This is a genomic window from Pseudoclavibacter helvolus, from assembly GCF_014191305.1.
Lineage (GTDB): Bacteria > Actinomycetota > Actinomycetes > Actinomycetales > Microbacteriaceae > Pseudoclavibacter > Pseudoclavibacter helvolus.
Genome location: NZ_JACHWJ010000001.1, coordinates 13542 through 35928, shown reverse-complemented (window position 1 = coordinate 35928; position 22387 = coordinate 13542). Strand labels below are relative to the sequence as shown.

The following is a 22387-nucleotide window of genomic DNA, read 5'->3' as shown; positions in this document are numbered from 1 at the left end:
GGCATGCGCTCTTAATGTCGTGCGGCGCATCTGTTCCCCACCGCCCTGCTGCCCAGCTCCCAGCGTGCGACTGCTGAACGGCGGAAGCCCCGCGTGAGCACACGCGGGGCTTCCGAACTCGTTCGACAACGTCGAGCTCTGGTCGAACTCGGGCGAGCTACGCCGACTTCTCGGCGCGCAGCTCCGGCCGCGGGATGATCGTCGGCGCGGCGTTCTTGAGCACCACGTCGCGAGTGATCTCGACGCGGCTCGCGTCGTCGAGCGACGGCACCTCGAACATGACGGGCCCGAGCGTCTCCTCGAGGATGGCGCGAAGACCACGAGCACCCGTCTGGCGCAGCACGGCGAGGTCGGCGATCTCCTCGAGCGCACCTTCGTCGAAGACAAGCTCAACACCGTCGAGCTCGAACATCTTCTGGTACTGCTTCACGAGCGCGTTGCGCGGCTGCGTGAGGATGTCGATGAGCGCGCCACGGTCGAGCGGCGAGACCGTCGTGATGACGGGAAGGCGGCCGATGAACTCCGGGATGAGACCGAACTTGTGCAGGTCTTCCGGCAGGACCTCGCTGTAGAGGTCGAGGTCGTCGTTCTTCGAGTGGATGGGGGCGCCGAAGCCGATGCCTTTCTTGCCCGAACGCGACGAGATGATCTCCTCGAGCCCCGCGAAGGCGCCCGCCACGATGAAGAGCACGTTCGTCGTGTCGATCTGGATGAACTCCTGCTGCGGGTGCTTGCGGCCACCCTGCGGCGGGACCGAGGCAACCGTGCCCTCGAGGATCTTCAGCAGCGCCTGCTGCACACCCTCGCCGGAGACGTCGCGCGTGATGGACGGGTTCTCTGCCTTGCGCGCGATCTTGTCGATCTCGTCGATGTAGATGATGCCCGTCTCAGCGCGCTTCACGTCGAAGTCGGCGGCCTGGAGGAGCTTCAGCAGGATGTTCTCGACGTCTTCACCGACGTAGCCCGCTTCCGTCAGCGCCGTCGCGTCGGCGACAGCAAACGGAACGTTGAGCCGCTTCGCGAGTGACTGGGCGAGGTAGGTCTTGCCGCATCCGGTTGGGCCGATGAGCATGATGTTGCTCTTCGAGATCTCGACCTCATCGACCCGGTCTTCTGCCGAGGTGATCTGGCCAAGCGCACGAACTCGCTTGTAGTGGTTGTAGACCGCGACGGCGAGCGCCTTCTTCGCGGGCTCCTGCCCGATGACGTACTCCTCGAGGAAGGCGAAGATCTCGCGCGGCTTCGGGAGCTCGAAGTCCTTGACCTCGCTGGTCTCGGAGTCGGCCATTCGCTCTTCGATGATCTCGTTGCACAGCTCGACGCATTCGTCGCAGATGTAGACACCAGGACCAGCGATGAGCTGCTTGACCTGCTTCTGGCTCTTGGCGCAGAACGAGCATTTCAGCAACTCGCTGCTTTCACCGATACGTGCCATGAGGACCTCCTTCGCGGTCTGCCAAGACTAACCCGAACCACCGACATTGCCCGGATGGCCGCGCCAGGGTGACTCCCCCAGCGCGGCCATCTCGGTACTTCGTGTCGCAGTCCGGTCGATTCGAACTAGTCGATGATGACCGGCTCGGCGCCCTTGCGGCTCGTGAGCACCTGGTCGATGAGGCCGTACTCGAGGGCCTCGTTGGCCGACAGGATCTTGTCGCGCTCGATGTCGCGGTTGACTTTGTCGAGCGACGTGCCGGAGTGACGCGAGAGCGCCTCCTCGAGCCACGTGCGCATCCGCAGTACTTCCTGCGCCTGGATCTCGATGTCAGACGCCTGCCCCTGGCCGGCACCGCCGGTCGAGGGCTGGTGGATGAGGACACGAGCGTTCGGCAGAGCCAGACGCTTGCCCGGCTGTCCGGCCGCGAGCAGCACGGCGGCAGCGGAAGCTGCCTGGCCGAGGCACACCGTGGAGACCTCTGGACGGATGTACTGCATCGTGTCGTAGATCGCCGTCATGGCCGTGAACGAGCCGCCTGGCGAGTTGATGTACAGCGTGATGTCGCGGTCGGGGTCCTGGCTCTCGAGCACGAGGAGCTGGGCCATGATGTCGTCAGCCGAAGCGTCGTCCACCTGCACGCCGAGGAAGATAATGCGGTCCTCGAAGAGCTTCGCGTACGGGTCCTGGCGCTTGTAGCCGTAGGCCGTGCGCTCCTCGAACGTCGGCAGAATGTACCGCGACGAGGGGCTCTGCACGCCTGCTGGCGAGCCGCCGGTCAGAAATGGGGTGTTCATATGCTCTGGCTTCCTTACTCTGCCGACTCGGACTTGGTCTCGGCGTCGCGCTTCGTGCCGCCGCCGCCCGTGACCTCGGTTGCCGACGAACGGATGTGGTCGACGAAGCCGTAGGCGAGCGCCTCATCGGCGTTGAACCAGCGGTCGCGGTCGCCGTCCTCGTTGATCTGGTCGAGGCTCTTGCCAGTGCGCTGCGCCGTGATCGACGCGAGGCGTGCCTTCATGTCGAGGATCAGCTGCGCCTGGGTCTGGATGTCGCTCGCCGTGCCACCGAAGCCGCCGTGCGGCTGGTGCAGCAGGACTCGCGCGTTCGGCGTGATGTATCGCTTGCCAGGCGCCCCTGCGGTCAGCAGCAGCTGACCCATCGAGGCCGCCATGCCGATACCCACGGTGACGATGTCGTTCGGCACGAACTCCATCGTGTCGAAGATCGCCATACCTGCGGTGATCGATCCACCTGGCGAGTTGATGTAGAGGTAGATGTCACGCTCTGGGTCCTCTGCAGCAAGCAGCAGGATCTTCGCGCAGATCTCGTTCGCGTTCTCGTCGCGCACCTCGGACCCGAGCCAGATGATGCGGTCTTTCAAAAGCCTGTCGAAGACGCTGTTCGGCAGTTGAATATCAGCCACGGTCGCTCCATTTCCCTAACGGTCGTCACCGAATCTAGTAGAGCTGCGAGGCCAGCGTTGGCCTGTTCGCCCACGGCACACGGTGCCGCGCATCCGTCGCCGCATGCACGAAGCGCCGCCGGCGTGATGCCGGCGGCGCTTCGCGAACTGGAACGAGAAGCTACTTGGCTTCTTCTTCCTTGGCCTCGTCTGCAGCGACCTCTTCGGTCTCGACGGCGTCGGCCGTCTCGGCATCGGCCGCTGCTGCCTTGTCCTTGGCGCGCTGGACGGCAACCGTGAACTCGGAGATGTCGACGGCGTCGCCGTTGGTGTCAACGACCTCAGCCTTGTCGAGGACGAAGAGGATCGCCTTCGAGCGTGCGACCTCGCCGATCATGCCCGGGAGCTGGTTGTTCTCCTGCAGCACACCGATAAACTCCTGCGGAGCCATGCCGTACTGAGCTGCCGACTGGATGAGGAACTGCGTGAGCTCGTCCTGCTCGACCTCGACGCCCTCGGCCTTGATGACCTCGTCGAGGAGCACCTGCTGGCGGAAGGACTTCTCAGCGTTGGCGCGAACCTCGACACCGTGCTCGTCGTCGGGCTGGAGGCCCTCCTGCTCGAGGTGGCGCGTGACCTCATCGTTGATGAGGGTCTCGGGGAGCGGGATCTCGACGAGCTCAAGGAGCTGCTCGACGATCTTCTCGCGTGCCGCGTCCACCTGAGCGAACGTCTTCTTGCTCTTGGCCTGCGTCTCGAGGTCAGCGCGGAGCTCCTCGATCGTGTCGAACTCGCTTGCGATCTGCGCGAACTCGTCGTCGATCTCGGGCAGCTCGCGGTCCTTGACCGACTGCACGGTCACGGTGATCTCGGCTTCCTTGCCCTCGTGCTCGCCACCGAGCAGCGTGGAACGGAAGGTCGTCTCCTCGCCAGCGGTGAGCGTGAGGAGCGCCTCGTCGGTGCCCTCGAGGAGCTGGCCGGAACCGAGCTCGTACGAGATGCCCTCTGCCTCGTCGACCTTGTCGCCGTCGACCGTCGCGATGAGGTCGAGCGTCACGAAGTCGCCGTCCTCGATCGGGCGGTCAGCCGTTACGAGCGTGCCGAAGCGCTTGCGGAGCTCTTCGAGCTCGGCGTCGACGTCAGCCGCGTCTACGGCTGCTGCCTCGACCTCGACCTTGATGCCGTCGTACGAGGGGAGCTCGATCGAGGGACGCGAGTCGACCTCGACCTCGACGACGAGGTCGCCAGCGAAGTCCGCGACGTTGGGCGTCTCGATGACGTCTGCCTTCGGGCGGCCGAGCGGCTGCACGTCGGACTCGGCGACGGCCTGGTTGAAGAACACGTCGAGGCCATCGGAGATCGCCTGGTCGAGGACGGCGGCGCGACCGACACGCTGGTCGATGATCGGCGTCGGAACCTTGCCGCGGCGGAAGCCGGGGACCTGGATCTGCTCTGCGATGGTGCGGTAGGCCGCGTCGACGTATGGCTTGAGTTCAGCCGGTTCTACGTTGATCGTCAGCTTGACGCGGGTCGGGTTGATCTGTTCGACCGAGGTCTTCACGTGGGGCATCTCCTGAGATACGTGGGGTGACTGCGCGGATTCGCGCGTGGAGCGGGGTGCGACTGCACGCCGCGCACCACCCAGATGGGCGTATCGCCGCACTGATGCGGCTGCGAACAGCCTACGGCACCCACAAACGACAGCACTCTACCGGCAATCAGGATTCTTGTGCGCGCCCGCCCGGGGAGGGGGATGCCTGCGCATGCCGACGGGCGGGTGTGCGCGCCCACGCGCATCCATCCGCCCGTCGCGGCGCATCCCCCACTTCGACCGGCTACCCGGCGTCTTCTCGCGCGCCAGCCTGGACGGCGACGGCTTCTGTCTTGGCCTTGAGGACCTGCTTCTCGCGTGTGCGGGTGCGCAGGTGCTGGACGGCGCTGATGACGATCGCCCCGACCATCAGCACGTAGATCGCGATCGTGATCGGCGGGTCGATCAGGATGCCCAGGTCGCCTTCGCTGACGGCGAGCGCACGACGCAGCTCCGTCTCTGCGAGCGGTCCGAGGATGGCCGCGATCATCATCTCCTCCGCCAACGATCGGCTCTCGGTCGCGCAGCTGGCTACGGCCAGCATCTCCGACTACCTCGTGAAGCCCTTCTCCCGGGCGAACTTCGAGGCCAGGCTCGCCAACTACCGAGACACGCGAGTGGCGTCCCCGAAGAAGCCAGCGGACAGCACACCGACGTCGCCGCTTCGGCAGCAGGACATCGACGGGATGCTGGCCCGCCGCGGCACTGGCGCACCATCGCAGCCGCGCGACCGCCCAGGAACGCAGTCGATTCAGGTACCACCGGGGCGGGGCAGGCCGCTCCCGAAGGGCCTCTCGGAGCCGACGATCAAGCTCGTCGCCTCGCAGCTGGGGGCGGAGTGGCTGTCGACCCTCGACGTCGCCGAGGTGTGCGGCCTCTCTCGCGTCACCGCCCGCCGCTACCTCGACCACCTCTGCGCTCGTGGGCTCGCTGACGTCGAGTCTGTCTACGGCAAGCGCGGGCGCCCCGAGCTGCGCTACCGCCGTTCGGCCTGACCAGGCTCGGCTCAGGTAGTCGGAGTCGGCGCTGTTCCGTCGAAGCGGATGCTCCACGCCGTCTCGTCGTACAGCTCGATCCGGATGATCGTCGGGCCCGCTTGGAACGGGCGCGTGAGTGACGTGACCTCGTTCGAGCTCTCGTACCAGCTGTCCGCACCGAACGTGTCGATCCCGATGCTCTGGTCAGGCTCGAACGCGAAGGTCGCGTCGCCGCCGTTGCCCGTGTAGAGGACTACCTCCGAGCCGGAACCCGTGTACTCGCTGTCGAACGACGGGAGGGTGTCGAGGGAGACGAGCATCACCGTCCAATCCCCCTCCGCCTCGATGTCGATGGCCCGGAACTCGTCGTCCGTCCACTCGTTGACGATGGCGAGGCCCGAGTAGTCGTCGTAGGCGGAGAGGGACGAGCCGCCCATCTGCTCGCCTTCCACGTCGACGTCGTAGATGCGCAGCCGTTCACCCTCGAACTCGACCTGCAGCAGGCCGATGTCGTCCGAGCCCCCTGGCAGGACCACGTCGAACCTCGCGTTGCCGCTCCCCGAGACGCTGGCCGTCGCGTTGAGGTCGAGCGTTCCGGTGCCGCCGGACAGCTCTGTGACGGCGCCGCGGATCGAACCGCCGGTCGAGCCGATCAGCTGAATGACCAGCGCCACGACCGTCATGACCAGCGTGATGATTCCGACTGCCCGCCGCCCGCCGCCGGCACGCATGAGGGCAATGCTCGAGATGAGCGAGACGACGATGACAACCCAGGCGATGAAGGAGATGCCGGAGATGGCGAACGTGATCGCGAGGATCGCGGCGATGAAGCCGAACCAGCCGCCGCCGCCCTTCTTCGGCGCCTTGGTGTCCGGCTTGGCCGTGGACGGGGTGCCGCCCGTCGGTGTCTGGAGCGGGTTCGGCGGGGTCCGGGCTGCGTCCCCTCCTCGCCCTGCACCGCCCCCGGGGCGGCCTCCGCCGACTGCGCCCTGCACATCGCGCACGCGCTTTCCGAGGAGAGCGTTACTGTCCGTCGCGACGCGGGTCAGCAGCTCCTGGCGGTCGAGGTCGGCGTCGAAGGGCTGGGTGAGTTCCTCGCCCGGACCGGCCCCAGGGAGCACAAAGCCGGGTGACTGCGAAGCCGCGTCGCGGTTGACCAGTGCGTCGAGCTCCTCCAGCGTGCGCCGCGGGTCTGGCAGTCCGGTCGGGGTGTCGCTGTCCTGCCACGTGCCGGGTGCGTCGTATGGGTCCTCTGCCGCCTCCTGGGCCTTGCGCTCGGCCTCGCGCTGCTCGTCCGCAAGCCGTTGCGCGTCTCCCCTGCTGTCCTGGGCCGCCCACTTCGACACGAAGTCCGGAGCCCGATAGCCGGTCGGCGCCTGGTAGTCCCGCTGCGAGTAGTCGACGGCGCCGTCGTCCTTCTCGGAGTCTTCTGGTGTCGAGTTGTCTGGCACGTGAGCTCCCTGGGCGATGAACGGGGTGGTGATCGCGCATCCATTGAACTACATGCAGTCGGGCCACCCTCCGAGCGAGTAGATTCTCGGGACCGCCGCAAGAGAGGGAGAAACCACATGTCGCAGCTCGGAGACGTCGGCCAGGAGAAGGCCGGCTTCAGCCGCAGAGAGTTCGACGTCAGGCTCGCGAACACGAGGGTGCGGATGCAGGACGCCGGCCTCGACGCGCTCCTGGTCACCGACCCGGCCAACCTCTACTACCTGACGGGCTACAACGCCTGGTCGTTCTACATGCCGCAGTTCCTCTACGTGCCGGCCGAGGGCGACCTCCTCCTTGTCATGCGGGCGATGGACGCGCACGGCACGCACCACACGACCTGGTTGCCGAGCGAACAGGTCGCCGGCTACCCGGAGAGCCTCGTGCACCGGGCGGAGGTGCACCCCATGGACTGGGCCGCGACGGAACTGCGTGAGCGTGGCCAGGCGGATCGGCGGATGGTCGTCGGCTATGAGGCGGAGGCGCACTTCTTCTCGGTCCGCTCGTTCCTGACGCTGCAGCGGCGGCTCCCGGAATGGGACCTCGTGGACAGCCGCGAGCTCGTCAACTGGGTGCGCCTCGTGAAGTCGGAGGCGGAGCTGTCGCTCATGCGAGCGGCGGCCGCCGTGAGCTCACACGCCATGGCCGTCGGCATCGAGGCGCTGCGCGGCGGCAGGCGGCAGAGCGACGTCGCCGCCGAGATCCAGGCCGCCCAGGCCGCTGGTATAGGAGACGCCGAGGGCGACTACCCCTCCATCGTGCCGATGATGCTGGCCGGTGAGGGGGCTGACACGCCTCACCTCACGTGGTCGAGCGCGCAGATCGTCGCCGGAGAGGCCGTCTCCCTCGAGCTCGCGGGCGCCCACCGCCGCTACCACGCGCCGCTCGCCCGCACCGTGAGCCTCGGCCAGCCGAGCGCCGAGCTGCAGCGAGTCGCCGCGACCACCCTCGACGGCTTCGAGGCCGCGCTCGACCTCCTCCGCCCGGGCCAGACCCCCGACGCCGCGGTCGCGGCGTGGGATGCGGTGCTCGCGAAGCAGGGTCTCAGCAAGGCCTCACGCCTCGGCTACTCGATCGGCATCGGCTACCCGCCCGACTGGGGAGAGCACACCGTGAGCATCCGCTCGGGCGAGGAGACGGTGCTGGCCCCCAACATGACCTTCCACCTCATTGCTGGCATGTGGATGACGGGGTTCGGCTTCGAGGTCTCCGAGTCGATCCGTATCACCGAGGCCGGCGTCGAGGTCCTGACGAGCGCGCCGCGCGAGCTCATCGTGAAGGGCGATGCATGAGCGGGCTGAGCGCCGTCGAGGTCGAAGTGCTGGATCGGCTCGACCTCGAGCGCATCGTCGCCGACACGGCCGAGCTCATCCGCGCCCGGGGTGAGAACCCGGGCGAGACGGAAGCGGCGACCGTCGAGGTCCTCGCATCTCTGTGCGAGAGGGCCGGGGCCCAGGTCACGCTGACCGAGGTGGCGCCGGGGCGGCACAACCTCCTGGCGCAGCTCGGGTCGGGAGACGGCCCCGCGCTCCTCTTCCTCGGCCACAGCGACGTCGTCCCGGCCGGCGCCGGCTGGCTCGGCGCCCCGTTCGAGCCGCGCCTGGTCAACGGGATGCTCATCGGGCGCGGCGCGGTCGACATGAAGGGCGGCCTCGCCGCGGTTGTCGCCGCGATGTCGGCCGTTCACGCCGAGCGACCGGAGATTCGGCTCGCCCTGCTCTGCACGGTCGACGAGGAGGACACCGCGACGGGCGCGCTCCGCTACATCGCCGACGCGCCGACCGCGCGCGAGCTGCGCGCCGAAGGCGACCCCGCGCCGTACTCGGCCTGCATCGTCGCGGAGCCGACGGGCCTCGACACCGTGGTCGCCTGCCGCGGCGCGACCAACTTGATCATCACGCTCCGCGGGGCGGCGGCACACGCCGGCAACCCGGCGGACGGCGCAAACGCGATCACCGCGGCAGCCATTGCCGTGCAGGCAATCGAGGACGACGCGAGGCGCATCGCCCAACTCTCCGCTGCTGTCCCCGGACTCATCGGCACCGGAAGCTGGAACGTCGGCATGATCGCAGGAGGCCACGGCACTTCGATCGTCGCCGAAGAGTGCACGCTCTACGTGGACCGCCGGGTGCTGCCCGACGAAGAACCGGAAGAGATCCTCGACGAGGTGCTCGCTCGCATCCGCTCGGCCATCGCCGGGAGCGAGATGCTCAACGGCGACCGCGTCACCGTCACCGGCCACCTCGACATGGCCATGCCCGGATTCCTTACCCCGCCGGACTCGGCAGTGCCCGCCGCCGCCGTGCGCGCCGTCGAAGACGCGGGCGGCACCTCGAACATCGGCGGGTGGAGCGCAGCGTGCGAGGGCGGCTTCATCGCACGCCACCACGAAGTGCCCGTCGTGATCCTCGGTCCCGGCGATATCAAGACGCAGGCGCACCAGCCGGAGGAGCGCGTCCAGGTCGCCGACCTCCTGCTCGCCGCGCGCGCATACGCGTTGATAGCGCTTAGACTCCAGGAGGTATCCCGGTAATACCCAGGTGCGCGCGTTGCACTGGGCCATTACCCGTGTGGAACTTTCAGCAAGGAGCGCCCAATGTCCTCTGATCAGTCCAGCAATGGTGGAACAGCTGCCACTCTGCCGCCGCTGACCCGCGAGATCGACCTCACGCCCATCCAACGCAAGACCGCACGGAAGTCGGTCGCCGGTTCCGCGATCGGCAACGCGATCGAGTGGTTCGACTACGGCATCTACGGCTACCTCGCGATCTACATCTCGGAGCTGTTCTTCACGTTCGATAAGAACTCTGACAGCGCGCTGCCCCTCATCTTCACGTTCGCGACCTTCGCCGTCTCCTTCCTTGTCCGCCCCCTCGGGGGCGTCGTCCTCGGGCCGCTGGGAGACCGCATCGGACGTCAGAAGGTGCTGGTCTTCACGATCATCATGATCAGCCTCTCGACGGCCGCGATCGGATTGCTGCCCTCGTTCGACTCGATCGGCTTCGCTGCCCCGCTCCTGCTCATCCTGCTCCGCATGCTGCAGGGCTTCTCTGCGGGCGGCGAGTATGCGGGCGCCGCCATCTTCATGTCGGAGCACGCACCGGACGACAAGCGCGGGTTCTTCGGCTCGTTCCTCGAGTTCGGCACGCTCGCGGGCGCGAGTGCCGCCGCGATCCTGTGCACGACGCTCGCCTTCATCGTGGGCGACGACGGGATGCTCGAGGGCTGGTGGCGCCTGCCCTTCCTCCTCACGCTCCCGCTCGGCCTTGTCGCCCTGTGGATGCGCCGCCACCTCAGCGAGTCGGAGACGTTTGTCGACGACGTCAAGGAGCCGGGCGAGAAGCAGTCCGCGATGGGCGCCCTCGTCTCGCTCCTCAAGAACTACCCGCTGCAGGTGCTCAAGCTGTTCGGCTTCGTGATCCTCATCAACGTCGCCTTCTACCTCGTGCTGACCTACATGCCGACGTACCTGTCGACGACCCTCGACCAGAGCACCGCCGAGTCGACCTTCTCTCTCGTGATCATCCAGCTCCTGATGATGGCCGTCATCCTGCCGTTCGGCGCACTGTCCGACCGCATCGGCCGAAAACCGCAGCTCATCGCCGCAAGTATCGGCTTCACGGTGTTCTCGGTGCCCGCGGTGATGCTCATCCAGACCGGCTCGCTCATCGCGCAGATCGCGGGCCTCGGCATCCTGGGCCTGTTCCTCGTGATGATCATCTCGACGATCTCCTCGACGCTGCCTGCTCTGTTCCCGACTGCGGTCCGCTACTCGGGCTTCGCGATCGGCTACAACATCTCGACGGCGATCTTCGGCGGCACCGCGGCGTCCGCCAACACCTGGCTGATCGACCAGACCGGCAACGTGCTCATCCCGGGCTTCTACCTGGCCGGTGCCGGCCTCATCGGGCTCATTTCGGTACTGACCTTCAAGGAGACCGCCGGGCGCTCGCTGCGCGGCAACGTCATCCCGGGCAGCGACGACTCCAAGCGCATCGCGGCCGGCGAGCACCTCGTCGGCAAGATCAACAAGTAGAGCAAGACGACGCCAGACGGCGCCCAGCGCAACGCTCCGCCGTTGCCCTGGGCGCCGCTGTGTGGCCGAGTGGAATCAGCTGGCGAGGACGCCGTCGATCTGGCCCATTGCCTCGGTCATGCCCTCATCCATGCCCATCTCCATGACGCTGTCGAAATCAGCTGGTGATGAGACGACAGACACGGTGGTCATGCGGGTGAGCGCGCCGGCGGCCTCGATCGTGACGGTGCAACGAGTGACGGGCAGCTCGAGGTTGCGCGATCCGTCGTCGTGCGCGAAGCCGTTGTCGAACGACAGCGTGTGATGCGGTTCGATGCTGATGAACTCCCACCACTCCCCCGCAGTACTGCCGTCGGGGCCGGTCATGTGGGAGGACACGTTGCCTCCCGGCGCGAACTCGAACGAGTCGACCGTCGAGGGCCAGGTTGGCGGGCCCCACCAGCGTTCGAGCTGACGAGGGTCCTCCCACAGCTGCCAGACACGCTCGGGCGTGGCCGCGTGCTCCGTGACGACGGTCAGCGTGAGCTGTTCCGCGTCCTTCTGCGTTGAGATGACGGGCATGACATCTTCCTTTCGATCACTGCTCGCCAGCGTCGGCGCGCTTGGTTGGTGTTCCGGTCTGGTCGTCCTCGGCGAGCAGGTCGTCGATGCGCGCGGTGCGTTCTCGCCAGAGCCGCTCGTAGGACTCGAGGAGCCGTGTCGCGGCCCCAATCGTGCTGCGCTCGGCCTGCACCAGCTGCTCTCTCCCCTGCTTCCGCTTCCGCGTAAGCCCCGCGCGAGTGAGCACGGCGACGTGCTTCTGCACGGCCGCGAAGCTCATGGCGTAGGCCTCGGCGAGGCTCGTCACCGACTGCTCCTCGCGGAGCACCCGCGTGAGGATGTCTCGCCTCGTCGCATCCGCCAGGGCCTGGAAGAGGCGGCTGACGTCGTCCTCACTAAGCTGTCGTGTAACCATTTGGTTGTACGTTACGCCTCGCGGCGGCACCCCACAAGGGGGCCGCCTGTGCGCTTCCCGAACACCACCTGCATCCGCGAGACTGGACCGGTGACTGCTGATCTCTCGCGCGCCGAGCTGCTCGGGCTGCGCCAGCGCGCGCTCGGCCTCACCGGCGACCGCCGAGGCGTCGCTGAGACCGCCGACCGACTCCTGGCCTTGCAGGGACAAGACCTGCCCGGCGCGCTCTGGTCGCTCGGGCTGCGCTCCGGCGCACCGATCGCCGACGTCAGGGCCAGCTTCGACCGAGGCGAGCTCGTGCGCTGCTGGCCCCTGCGCGGCACGCTCCACGTTGTACCCGCGCGCGACCTCGCCTGGGTCCAGCAGCTGACCGCCGACCGCACCCGGGCATCCATGCGCAAGCGGCACCAGGATCTGGGGATCGACGCACACGCCGAGCAAGCCGCTCGAGCGTCCCTGCAGAACGAGATGGATGCACGCGGCGAGTCCAGGCACCTCACTCGCGCCGAGCTCTTCGCGGCCTGGGAACGCGACGGCATCGCGACGGGAGGGCAGCGAGGCGCCCACCTGCTGTGGCTGCTCTCGCTCGACGCGACCCTCGTCTACGGACCATTCTCTGGCACCGAGCAGCAGCTGGTCATCGGCACCGAATGGATCACGAACTCGGCGACCATGGACCACGATGCCGCCGTGCGGGAACTCGTCGGGCGCTACCTGCGCGGGCACGGCCCCGCCACGCTCGCCGATATCCAGTACTGGTGCAAGCTCCCGCTCGCCGAGCTCAGAGCCGCGATCGACGAGCTCGGCGATTCGCTCGCGCACGTGCAGGTCGAGGGCTCGAGCTACCTCGCGGACGCTGAGACGCTCGAACGTCAGGAATTGCGGAAGAGCGCCGCGACGCTCCTCCTGCCGGGCTTCGACGAGTGGATTCTCGGGTACCAGGACCGCTCGGCGAGCGTGCATCCGGATCACGCCGACCTCATCGTGCCAGGCGGCAACGGGATGTTCCGGGCGACGGTCGTCCGTCACGGGAGGTGCGTGGGGCTCTGGTCGAAGACGAGCACCGCGAAGCGCACGCGCGTGGTCGCGAGCCCCATCTCCGGAGCATTCTCGGCGACCGCCGAGCGCGAGATACGCGCGCAGGCTGACCGTTACGCCGCCTTCCTCGGCCTCGAGGGCACGCTCACCATCGGCGAGCAGCTCCTGGCGTAAGCCTCGAGAGCGCGATTGGGGGTGGTGGTTCGTAGACTGCACCGGTGACCCATCCCAGCGAGAGCCAAGCGCCAGCGTCCTGGCGGAGCGCGCTCGGACGACTCCTGGAAGAGCCGAGCCGGGCAGAGGCTCCGACCACTCACGAGCGGGTTGTGCCGCTTGCCCTCCAGTTCGAAGTGCGGGAGCTCATCCCCCGCACCATGTACCGCTGGAACGGCCCGACCTCCCGACGCGCGTTCTCGGGCGAAGAGGGTGCCGGGGTTGGGCTCGACGAGCTGCGCCTCGGGGTGAGGCCCGTCATGCAGGGCGTCCGAGGCAAGTGGGTCAAGGGCGATCTGACGTGGGCAAAGCTGCAGCACCTGCGCGGGCGCCGGGACATCGACCCGCGGCACCAGGCCTGGTTCGCTCAGTTCTTCGCGCTGCACCGCGCCGCACGACCACCGGAACCAGGTCAGGACAGCGAGTGGGTGTTCCTCGACGAAGCACCGAGCCCCGTGATGTGGACGATGCTCGAGGAAGCAGCCGCGCTCGACATCGCGTTCGTCGGAACCGGCAAGCGCGCGAGCATCACGCTCGAGGCGACGTCCAGCCTCTCGCTCGATGCGCGCAGGACCGAGGCCGGGCTGGTGGTCGCCCCGCTGCTGGTGCTCGGCGAAGCGGCGGCCACCTTTGACACGGCGCGGCCGGTCGGCGACCACGGCGTCTATGTCTTCGACGCCGACGAGCCCGACTGCATCCGTCTGGCTCCGAGCGACACGCGACTCTCAGGGCCGCAGCTGGATCTCCTCAGGCCTGGCAGTGCCCGCAGGGCGCAGTTCACGGTGCCGAACGACGACGCCGCGGAGTTCGAGGTGGCCCACCTACCGGAGCTCGCAGCGCGCCTGCGACTCGGCAGTGCGGACGCGTCGGTGCTCATCCCGGCACCGACGCCTCCCGAGCTTGTCCTCACCACGACCTTCGGCCCGCGGCACAGCCTCGAGCTGCGGTGGAAATGGGCGAACCCGCGATCTCTCGCCGCGTTGCCCGCGATCGCCTCGGTGCTCGACGAGGGCGTCCTCCCGCGTGACTGGATGCCAGACGACGTTGACGCCCCGGGCTCACTGCCCGTGCGGGTCACGCTCACGCAGATCGACGCGGCCCGCTTCGCCGCCGAGACCCTCCCGCACCTCGAGCGGCTGCCCGGCCTCCGCGTCGAGACCGTCGGCACACCACCCGCCTACCGAGAGCTGCGCGGGGCACCAAACCTCACGGTCACCACCGTGCCGACCGAGCGCCACGACTGGTTCGACCTCGGCGTCACCGTCACGGTGGACGGCAAGGTCATCCCCTTCACGAAGCTCTTCAGGGCACTCGCTCTCGGCAGGCCGCGACTGCTGCTCATCGACGGCAGCTACCTCTCCCTCAAGCACCCGGCGTTCGAACCGCTGCGCGAGCTCATCAGCGAAGCCCAGGGCCTCAACGAGTGGGAACCGAACCGACTGCAGATCAGCCGGCGGCACGCGAGCCTCTGGTCAGATTTCGAAGATCTCGCCGACGAGGCCAAGCCGGCCGTCGAGTGGCGCGAGCTGCTCAGGGAGCTGCGAGAAGACGCACCATCACCCGTGGACCCCCCTCGCGGGCTCACTGCATCCCTGCGCACGTACCAGCAGGAGGGGCTCAACTGGCTCGCGTTCCTGTGGCGGAACAAGCTCGGCGGCATCCTCGCCGACGACATGGGACTCGGCAAGACACTTCAGACGCTGGCCCTCGCCCAGCACGCACGCGAGCAGGCTCCGCACGGCGAGAGCCCCGCGCCGCTCCTGGTTGTCGCGCCCACCTCGGTGGTCGCGAACTGGGCCTCAGAGGCAGCCAAGTTCGCCCCAGAGCTGACGACGCGCGTCGTCGAAGCGACGCAAGGCACATCCGGGCGCCGCATCGCCGACATCGCCGCTGGCGCGAGCATCGTCGTCACGAGCTACGCGCTCTTCCGCCTTGACTTCGACGCCTACCGCGCTGTGGCGGAGGAAACCGGATGGTCGGGGCTCGTGCTCGACGAAGCACAGTTCGTGAAGAACGCGAACTCACTCGTGAGCGAGTGCGCGCGCGAGCTTGAGGTGCCGTTCAAGCTGGCGATCACCGGAACCCCGCTCGAGAACTCCCTCACCGAGCTGCACTCGCTCCTCGCGATCACGGCACCCGGCCTGTTCCCCTCGGCTCGGCGCTTCGGCGAGGAGTATGTGCGCACCATCGAGGGGAAGCGACAGGGAGTGAGCGAGGGCGTCGGCGCGGGACTGAGCGAGCCCGCGAGCGCCGAGGTGAGAGCCAAGCGACTCGCTCGCCTCAGGGCTCGCATCCGCCCCTTCCTGCTCCGTCGCACCAAGCAGCGCGTCGCCCCCGAACTGCCGGAGAAGCAGGAGCAGACGCTCTTCATCGAGTTGAGCGAGGAGCACCGCCAGCTCTACGACCTCTACCTGCAGCGCGAGCGCCAAAAGCTCTTCGGGCTGCTCGAGGACCTCGACAAGAACCGCTTCACCGTGTTCCGCTCGCTGACGCTGCTGCGACTGCTGGCTCTCGACCCCGCGCTCATCCAGGCGGGCCTCGACGGCATGGCACCCGGAAGCGTGCCCTCGAGCAAACTGGATGCGCTGCTCGAGCACCTGACCGACGTCGCCGCCGAGGGGCACAGGGCGCTCGTCTTCAGCCAGTTCACCTCGTACCTCAAACTCGTCGCCGCTCGACTCGAAGCCGAGGGCATCCCGTTCGTGTACCTCGACGGGACGACGACGAAGCGCGCCGAGGTCATCGCGTCGTTCAAGGAGGGCACGGCGCCCGTCTTCCTCATCAGCCTCAAGGCCGGCGGGTTCGGGCTAAACCTCACCGAGGCGGACTACGTCTTCCTGCTCGACCCGTGGTGGAACCCCGCGAGCGAGGAGCAGGCCATCGACCGGACACACCGCATCGGGCAGGAGCGACGCGTCATGGTCTACCGGATGATCGCCGAGGGCACGATCGAGGAGAAGGTCATGGCGCTCAAGGAGCGCAAGGCGAAGCTCTTCGACGCCGTCATCGACGACGACGAGCTCTTCAGCACCGAGCTCTCGGCCGACGATATCCGCGGACTGCTGCTGTAATGCCTCGCCGCTAGGGTGAAGCTCATGCCGACACCCGACACTGCCGTCGCCGTGCTCACGAGCGCCCTCTCCGAACTGACCTCGGCGCTGTCGCCCGCTCCGAGTCACGAGGGCGCCATCACTGCGGTGGCCCCGGAGAGCCTGCAGCACAAGCTCAACGGCGGCACCGAGGCTCGCATCGGGGCGCACTACGCCGACGTCGTCGTGCAGGAGCGTGCACTGCCCGCAGACGCCCGAGTGCTCGACCTCGGCTGCGGTTTCGGGAGGGTCGCCCTCGATCTCGCGTCGCGACTCACCGACGACCAGGCGTACTTCGGCCTCGACCCCAACGCCGAGGCCATCGCCTGGGCGAGGGAGAACATCGCGAGCCGCCGAGCGAACTTCACCTTCGACCTGATCGACGTCGTCAGCCAGCCATACAATCCCGACGGTGAACTCGTCGGAGCCCGCTACGCGTTCCCGTTCGACGACCACAGTCTCGACCGCGTCTTCATGATCTCCGTGCTGACCCACGTCGACCTCGCGACGGTGCGCAACTACCTGGAGGAGGCCGCGCGCACGCTCAAGCCGGACACGGGGCGCCTCGTCGCGACGTTCTTCCTCCTCGACCCTGAGGTCGAGAAGCTGGTCGCCGCCGGCCGCTCGGCGTACCTACTCCCCTGGCAGCTCGGCGAGAGCCGGGTCGAGAATCGTGAGAATCCCGAGCTTGTGATCGCGCACCCCCGCGAGCGGGTCGAGGATATCCTCCGCGACGCGGGCTTCGCTAACTTCGAGGTACGTCAGGGCCACTGGAGCGGACGCCCTTCGACGTCGCTGCTCGACTATCAGGATGTGCTCGTCGCGGACTTCGGCACGGTCACACCAGCACCGCCCCGAGCAGAGGTTCCGACTGCGACTGCGGAGCACGAGTCCCTCGCGGAGCTCCTCCATGAGCACGGCGTAGCGGCCGGCCACATTGCCTCCTACCTCGTCTGGGCGCTCAGCACGGCGGTCAACGCGCTCCGCTGGCAGGAACAGGGCCATGGCGTGCTTCTGGAGGACGAAGCCGGCGGCGAGGTCGCCGTGACGACGCTCGAGCGGGTTCGCGGCCTCGACTTCGCGACGTGCATCCCCTCGACCACGCCCTTCGGCGCGTACTTCCCCATCGGCGAGACGGCGCTCCTGACCGCAATCCGGGAGACCAGCCCAGAGCCCACGGCCGCGCAACTGGTCGAATTGCTCGGCGAGGTTGCCCACTTCGCCCTAGCCGTCGACCGAGCGCTCCTCGAGGGGCGCGCGTTCCAGAGCCAGCCAGGCGGCGGGCAGCGTCCGGCGCCAATCCCGGCACCGCCGACAGCAGCCCCTGCCCCACCGCGCACCGCCCGCAGCCGCGTCGAGGCGTTCCTCACGCGGTTCCGCCGCAGCTGACAAGAAAGCCCAGCCTGACCTTTGCGGGCCTGACCGGGCTTTTCCTTGGAGGGGCTGACGAGAATCGAACTCGCATCATCTGTTTGGAAGACAGAGGCTTTACCACTAAGCTACAGCCCCGAATCGGGACGAAGAGAATGCTACCCCATCTCGGCCAGGTCCGTGAACCTGCGCCTCAGTCCGCGCGTCGAAACTCCGGATGTGGTCTGAGTGACCTCGCGCATCCGGTAGCATTACCTGCGGTTCGCCGAGCGATCGGCACCGGGGTGTAGCTCAGCTTGGTAGAGCGCCCGCTTTGGGAGCGGGAAGTCGCAGGTTCGAATCCTGTCACCCCGACCAGCGATCTGACACAGCGCAGGTCCAACCGAAGGCCCCCTCTCGAGGGGGCCTTTCGCGTTCCCTCATGCGAGACACATAGACGGCTCACATGTTCGCCAGGTTGTTCACATAGAAGCCGTCGTTATCTTCTTGTTATCTGCACGCTGGCGTGACTGAGGTTCGTCGCCCCAGCGCCGGCCGAGGCGTTGCAGTGAAGACTATCCGCGGCGCCCGAGCGCACTCCGAGAGGAACACCATTGCAGTCAGACCTGGCACGCCCCAACAGTCCTCACGCTGTTCCTCTCACTGCCGTCGCCGATGCGACCGGAGGCACGATGCCCCCTACAGGCGCACAGATCCAGGTGACCGGCGTCTCCAGCGACTCGCGGCGCATCCGCCCGGGTGATCTCTACGTTGCGATCCCCGGCGCCCACCTGCACGGGGCAGACTTCCTCCCCGCCGCCGTCCGAGCCGGCGCTGTCGCCGTGCTATCCGACGCCGCAGGTGCAGCACGAGCGGCCGAGCACGAGCTCCCGGCCATCGTTGTCGACAACCCCAGAGATGTCATGAGCAGTGCCGCCTCGGCGGTCTTCGGCACCGAATCGGCAACGCCGACGCTCTTCGCCGTGACCGGCACCAACGGCAAGACCACCACCAGCTACCTGTTGCACGCCCTGTTCCTCTCCCTTGGCCTCAAGGCGGGGCTGTCGGGAACCGTCGAGCGCATCGTGGGCGACGCGAGGCTCGAGACGCGACTCTCGGGCCGCCTCACGACGCCCGAGTCCGACTACTTGCACGGACTCATCGCTCGCATGACCGAGGACGGCGTCCAGGCCGCGGCCATCGAGGTCTCCTCGCATGGGCTCGACGGCGGACGCGTCGACGGGCTGCCCTTCGAGAGCGCCATCTTCACGAACCTCTCGCAGGACCACCTCGACGTCTACGGCACGCTCGAGAACTACTTCGCGTCGAAGCTCACTCTCTTCACGCCAAAACATGCGAAGCGCGGCGTCATCGCAATCGAGGACGAGTGGGGTCGCCGCGCCGCCCGCGAGGCGCTGATCCCCGTAGTCACCGTGGCCAGGGACACGGCGGACAGGGCCGATGACGCCGACTGGGTGCTGCACATCGACGCCGAAGGCCTCGAACGCACCGACTTCACGCTGCGGGGGCCAGACGGCGAAGAGCTCCGCTCCAGAATCGGCCTCCCAGGCGCGTTCACCGCGCTCGATTTGTCGCTCGCGATCGTCTCGGTCATCGGCGCCGGTCTGGCATCGCTCGACCAGATTCGCGTAGCGCTCGACGCCAGCGATGGACTGCACCCGGTGGTCCCGGGCCGCCTCGACCTCGTCTCCGGCGAGTCCGAGCTGCGCGTGTACGTCGACTACGGCCACACGGCCGCATCCTTCCGCGCCGTGCTCCACGCACTTCGCCCCTTCACACCGGGGAGGCTCTTCATGATCTTCGGCGCCGATGGAGACCGCGACAAGGGCAAGCGACCTGAGATGGCGCGGGCTGCGAGCGAGGAATCGGACGTCGTCATCGTGACCGACTACAACCCTCGTACCGAGGACCCAGACGGCATCCGCCGCACCCTCGTCGACACCATCCGCACCGAGTTCCCGGAGCGCGAACTTTACGAGATCGCCGACTCGGCGACCGGCATCGAGCACGCCGTCGCGATGGCCAAGCCGGGCGACCTCATCTTCGTCGGCGGGCACGGGCATCGCGCCGACGTCGAGGTCGACGGGCGCATCGTTCCGTACTCCGCCCGCGACGCCGCCGCAACCGCGCTGCGCGCACACGGCTGGCTCGCGCCGCAGCCACCGTCGGCGTTCGGTTCGGCGGATGCGGTCAGCTCTGCACAGGAGCGGCGCGCTTCATAGCCTGACTCCAAGGAGCGGCTCGACCTCGAGATTCCCTGCCCAGGCCCAGACCTGCCTGGGCCTACCTAACGTCCGCGGGGGCGGGTCGCCTCCTCGGCAAGACCACGGGCGTGCCGGTGTCAGGATCTAGGATGACCCGGCAGGGCAGATCGAAGACGCGCCCCACCAGCTCCTCCGTGACGACTTCGCTCGGGCTCCCCTCCGCGACGATCCTTCCGTCCCGCATCGCGATCAGGTGCGAGGCGTACCTGGCGGCGAGGTTGATCTCGTGGAGCACGGCGACAACAGTCTTGCCCTCGCCGCGCAGCCGCTCGATCAGGTCGAGCAGCTCCACCTGATGTGCAATGTCGAGGAAGGTCGTCGGCTCGTCCAAGAGCAGCATGGGTGTCTCCTGCGCGAGCACCATCGACACCCAGACGCGCTGCCGTTGCCCTCCGGAGAGTTCGTCGAGGAGGCGGCCCCTGAGGTCAGTGACGCCGGTCGCCGCCATGGCCTCCGCGACGACCCGTTCATCTTCGCGTGACCAGCGAGAGAGCAGCGATTGATGCGGGAAGCGTCCGCGCGACACGAGGTCCTGCACGGTGATGCCGTCGGGAGCGAGCGACGACTGCGGCAGGAGGCCCAGCCTCCTGGCGAGCTCCTTCGATGGGAGCTCGTGGATGGCCTTGCCGTCGAGGGGCACCTGCCCCGCGCTCGCCGGGATGAGCCTCGCGAGGGCTTTGAGGAGCGTCGACTTACCGCAGGCGTTCGGCCCGACGATCACCGTGAAGGAACCTTCGGGTATCGACACGTCGACGCCTTCGATCACCACCCGGTCGCCGGAGCCGACCACAAGTCCAGCACCAGTGAGCTTCGTCACGCCGCCACCGCCTTCCGTCCGTGTCCTTGTTCGTCTGTCGGTCCGTCTGCCCGCCTGCCCGCCTGCCCGCCTGCCCGGTAAGTCTTCACCTGGTCTTGGTCTCCCTTGCGAGGAGCCAGACGAGATAGAGGCCGCCGATGCTCACCGTGACCGCGCCGACTGGGAGCGAGACGCCGGGGAGCGCGTGCTGCGCGATGAGGTCGGCGATGCTCAGGAGCGCGGCGCCGACAAGGGCCGAGGTGACCAGATCGATGGATGCGCCCGCGCTGGTGAGGCGCCGCGCGAGTTGCGGCGCCGCCCCCAGACCGCGGCCTGCATGGCGAAGGCGACGTCGGCCTTCACGATGATCCACGTGTTGAGCGACCCGAGCATGGCGCTCAGGGCGATGCCGATGATGATGAGACGGAAGCCCTGGACTCCGCGCTTGTGCTCGAGGAGGTAAACGAGGAACGCCGTGATGAGACCGCCGACGACGGCCCCACTCGCGATGAGGAGAAAGCCGCTGCCGCCCGCCAGCATGACGACGAGCACCCCGGTGTATGAGCCCATGTTGAAGCCGATGACGTCTGGGCTTCCGAGGGCGTTACGGGTCAGAGACTGGAAGATGGCGCCGTTGAGTCCGAGTGCCGCCCCGAAGAGCGCTGCGAGGAGCGCCCGTGGCAGACGCCAGTCGACGACAACGAGGCGGACCTGCTCGGTGCCTGCGATCGGCTCTGCCGCGCGCGTCACAGCGCGCTGCCCCTCGTGCGCCGAACCAGGAAGATCAGGACCGGTGCGCCGAGGAAGGCGGCGATGATGCCGACCTGCAGCTCCCCTGGGTACACAACGAGTCGCCCGATCATGTCGGAGAGCAGCAGGAGGACGGGCGCAAGCACCAGCGAGAACGGCAGGATCCACCGCTGATCTGGGCCTGTGAGCCAGCGGACGGCGTGCGGCACCATGAGTCCGATGAAGGCGATTGGCCCAGCTGCCGCCGTCGCGGCCCCGCACAGCAACGTCACGGCCACGATCGTCAGGACCCGCATAGGACGGCTTCGACTTCGAGGCGATCCTCGAGCAGGATCCCGACCTCATCATCGCCGGCGGACAGGGCTTCTCATCGATGCAGGCGGTCGAGAGCTACGACCGATTGACGGAGATCGCGCCGACCGTCATCGTCTCGAACGCGCTCCTGACCTGGCAGGACCAGCTCGGCTTCATCGCCGACGACGTGCTCGGCCAGACCGAGAAGGAGCAGGAGCTCCTCACGGCATACGACACCAAGGTGGCCGAGGTCGCCGAGGCGATCACGGTCCCAGCGACGCCCGTCAACTACCTCGTCCTCACGGCCGACGGCACACCGTACTCACTCCCGGAATCCTCCGCGCTGCCCCAGACGCTCGCGGCGGTCGGCTTCGAGCCTGCCCCCGTTATCGCCGACAACCCCGACTTCGAGGTCTACGGCACCGGCGACTCGTTCGAGCTCTCGACCGAGCAGGTGAGCCAGGTCTTCACCGCCCCGATGATCTTCGCGTTCAGCTTCGTCGATGGAGGCGCCGACCCCGCAACGCTTGCTGGCGACCCCGTCTACGCCGGCCTCCCCGCCTTCCAGAGCGGCCAGGTCCACGACCTCCCCTACTGGGCCTACCGCGCTGACTACATCCGCACGATGGACCTGCTCGACAACATCCAGCAGCAGTTCGCCTAGGCCCACGGCAGTACCTCGAGA

General features: G+C 67.7%; 20 protein-coding genes, 2 tRNA genes and 1 pseudogene. 10 read left to right on the top strand and 13 right to left on the bottom strand.

What is annotated here, in order from left to right:
- Nucleotides 1–157: 157 nt before the first annotated feature.
- The 5 genes from clpX to FHX72_RS00130 form a co-directional block, all read right to left on the bottom strand.
- On the bottom strand, nt 158–1435 hold the full coding sequence (gene clpX / locus FHX72_RS00150; RefSeq protein ID WP_068482792.1) for an ATP-dependent Clp protease ATP-binding subunit ClpX: 1278 nt from the start codon (nt 1433–1435) through the stop codon (nt 158–160).
- 125 nt (nt 1436–1560) lie between these two features.
- Nucleotides 1561–2232 (bottom strand): ATP-dependent Clp protease proteolytic subunit, encoded by a 672-nt coding sequence (locus tag FHX72_RS00145; RefSeq protein ID WP_068482795.1) that lies wholly within the window; start codon nt 2230–2232, stop codon nt 1561–1563.
- A gap of 14 nt (nt 2233–2246) precedes the next feature.
- Nucleotides 2247–2861: an ATP-dependent Clp protease proteolytic subunit gene (locus tag FHX72_RS00140; protein ID WP_068482799.1), complete on the bottom strand. Its 615-nt coding sequence runs from the start codon at nt 2859–2861 to the stop codon at nt 2247–2249.
- A 160-nt stretch (nt 2862–3021) separates the two neighbouring features.
- Nucleotides 3022–4401, bottom strand: a complete 1380-nt coding sequence (gene tig, locus FHX72_RS00135; RefSeq protein ID WP_068482802.1) for a trigger factor — start codon at nt 4399–4401, stop codon at nt 3022–3024.
- A 274-nt stretch (nt 4402–4675) separates the two neighbouring features.
- Complete coding sequence (locus FHX72_RS00130; RefSeq protein ID WP_183622311.1) at nt 4676–4924, bottom strand: hypothetical protein; 249 nt, start codon at nt 4922–4924, stop codon at nt 4676–4678.
- Between FHX72_RS00130 and FHX72_RS00125 the strand changes: the two genes are divergently transcribed.
- Nucleotides 4908–5426, top strand: a complete 519-nt coding sequence (locus FHX72_RS00125) for a response regulator (RefSeq protein WP_183622309.1) — start codon at nt 4908–4910, stop codon at nt 5424–5426. The genes FHX72_RS00130 and FHX72_RS00125 overlap by 17 nt on opposite strands.
- An 11-nt stretch (nt 5427–5437) precedes the next feature.
- On the opposite strand, the gene FHX72_RS00120 is transcribed toward FHX72_RS00125, so the two are convergent.
- A complete protein-coding gene (locus tag FHX72_RS00120) occupies nt 5438–6859 on the bottom strand; it encodes a sodium/calcium exchanger protein (RefSeq protein WP_183622307.1) in 1422 nt (473 codons plus the stop codon).
- A 117-nt stretch (nt 6860–6976) separates the two neighbouring features.
- Between FHX72_RS00120 and FHX72_RS00115 the strand changes: the two genes are divergently transcribed.
- From FHX72_RS00115 to FHX72_RS00105, 3 genes are all read left to right on the top strand, one after another.
- On the top strand, nt 6977–8188 hold the full coding sequence (locus tag FHX72_RS00115) for a M24 family metallopeptidase (RefSeq protein WP_183622305.1): 1212 nt from the start codon (nt 6977–6979) through the stop codon (nt 8186–8188).
- Nucleotides 8185–9429, top strand: a complete 1245-nt coding sequence (locus FHX72_RS00110) for a M20 family metallopeptidase (RefSeq protein WP_183622303.1) — start codon at nt 8185–8187, stop codon at nt 9427–9429. Before FHX72_RS00115 ends, FHX72_RS00110 begins: the two co-directional genes overlap by 4 nt.
- A gap of 63 nt (nt 9430–9492) precedes the next feature.
- Entirely contained in the window at nt 9493–10932 is a 1440-nt protein-coding gene (locus tag FHX72_RS00105) for an MFS transporter (RefSeq protein ID WP_082775502.1), read from the top strand.
- 75 nt (nt 10933–11007) lie between these two features.
- Here FHX72_RS00105 and FHX72_RS00100 read toward each other — a convergent pair whose 3' ends face one another.
- Nucleotides 11008–11493, bottom strand: coding sequence for an SRPBCC family protein (locus FHX72_RS00100; protein WP_183622301.1), 486 nt, complete (start codon nt 11491–11493; stop codon nt 11008–11010).
- 16 nt (nt 11494–11509) lie between these two features.
- Nucleotides 11510–11887 carry an ArsR/SmtB family transcription factor gene (locus FHX72_RS00095; RefSeq protein ID WP_183622299.1) on the bottom strand — a complete coding sequence of 126 codons (378 nt, stop codon included), beginning with the start codon at nt 11885–11887 and terminating at the stop codon, nt 11510–11512.
- A 90-nt stretch (nt 11888–11977) separates the two neighbouring features.
- Here FHX72_RS00095 and FHX72_RS00090 point away from each other — a divergent pair, with 90 nt between their 5' ends.
- The 3 genes from FHX72_RS00090 to FHX72_RS00080 are packed head-to-tail and all read left to right on the top strand — an operon-like array spanning nt 11978 to nt 17616.
- Entirely contained in the window at nt 11978–13099 is a 1122-nt protein-coding gene (locus FHX72_RS00090; protein WP_183622297.1) for a winged helix DNA-binding domain-containing protein, read from the top strand.
- Between the two features lie 44 nt (nt 13100–13143).
- Entirely contained in the window at nt 13144–16209 is a 3066-nt protein-coding gene (locus FHX72_RS18650) for an SNF2-related protein (protein WP_183622295.1), read from the top strand.
- A gap of 24 nt (nt 16210–16233) precedes the next feature.
- Nucleotides 16234–17616 (top strand): class I SAM-dependent methyltransferase, encoded by a 1383-nt coding sequence (locus FHX72_RS00080; protein WP_183622293.1) that lies wholly within the window; start codon nt 16234–16236, stop codon nt 17614–17616.
- Between the two features lie 46 nt (nt 17617–17662).
- Here the strand turns inward: FHX72_RS00080 and FHX72_RS00075 are convergent.
- Nucleotides 17663–17736: transfer RNA gene (locus tag FHX72_RS00075), tRNA-Gly, on the bottom strand.
- A 142-nt stretch (nt 17737–17878) separates the two neighbouring features.
- On the opposite strand from FHX72_RS00075, the gene FHX72_RS00070 reads away from it, so the two are divergent.
- Nucleotides 17879–17955 (top strand) — tRNA-Pro (locus FHX72_RS00070).
- 314 nt (nt 17956–18269) lie between these two features.
- Nucleotides 18270–19820, top strand: a complete 1551-nt coding sequence (locus tag FHX72_RS00065; protein WP_183622291.1) for a Mur ligase family protein — start codon at nt 18270–18272, stop codon at nt 19818–19820.
- A gap of 61 nt (nt 19821–19881) precedes the next feature.
- Here the strand turns inward: FHX72_RS00065 and FHX72_RS00060 are convergent, their stop codons facing one another.
- The 4 genes and pseudogenes from FHX72_RS00060 to FHX72_RS18465 all read right to left on the bottom strand — a co-directional run.
- Nucleotides 19882–20679: an ATP-binding cassette domain-containing protein gene (locus FHX72_RS00060; RefSeq protein WP_183622289.1), complete on the bottom strand. Its 798-nt coding sequence runs from the start codon at nt 20677–20679 to the stop codon at nt 19882–19884.
- 85 nt (nt 20680–20764) lie between these two features.
- The gene (locus tag FHX72_RS19535) at nt 20765–20926 is read right to left on the bottom strand and encodes an iron chelate uptake ABC transporter family permease subunit (protein ID WP_338110063.1); all 162 of its coding nucleotides are present in this window, start codon (nt 20924–20926) and stop codon (nt 20765–20767) included.
- Nucleotides 20890–21408 carry an iron chelate uptake ABC transporter family permease subunit gene (locus FHX72_RS18470; RefSeq protein WP_338109976.1) on the bottom strand — a complete coding sequence of 173 codons (519 nt, stop codon included), beginning with the start codon at nt 21406–21408 and terminating at the stop codon, nt 20890–20892. Before FHX72_RS18470 ends, FHX72_RS19535 begins: the two co-directional genes overlap by 37 nt.
- Nucleotides 21405–21701: pseudogene (locus FHX72_RS18465) on the bottom strand (iron chelate uptake ABC transporter family permease subunit); the annotation flags it as partial. The pseudogene FHX72_RS18465 and the gene FHX72_RS18470, both read right to left, overlap by 4 nt.
- A 26-nt stretch (nt 21702–21727) precedes the next feature.
- Here FHX72_RS18465 and FHX72_RS00050 point away from each other — a divergent pair.
- Nucleotides 21728–22366 (top strand): ABC transporter substrate-binding protein, encoded by a 639-nt coding sequence (locus FHX72_RS00050; RefSeq protein WP_183623898.1) that lies wholly within the window; start codon nt 21728–21730, stop codon nt 22364–22366.
- Nucleotides 22367–22387: the final 21 nt, after the last annotated feature.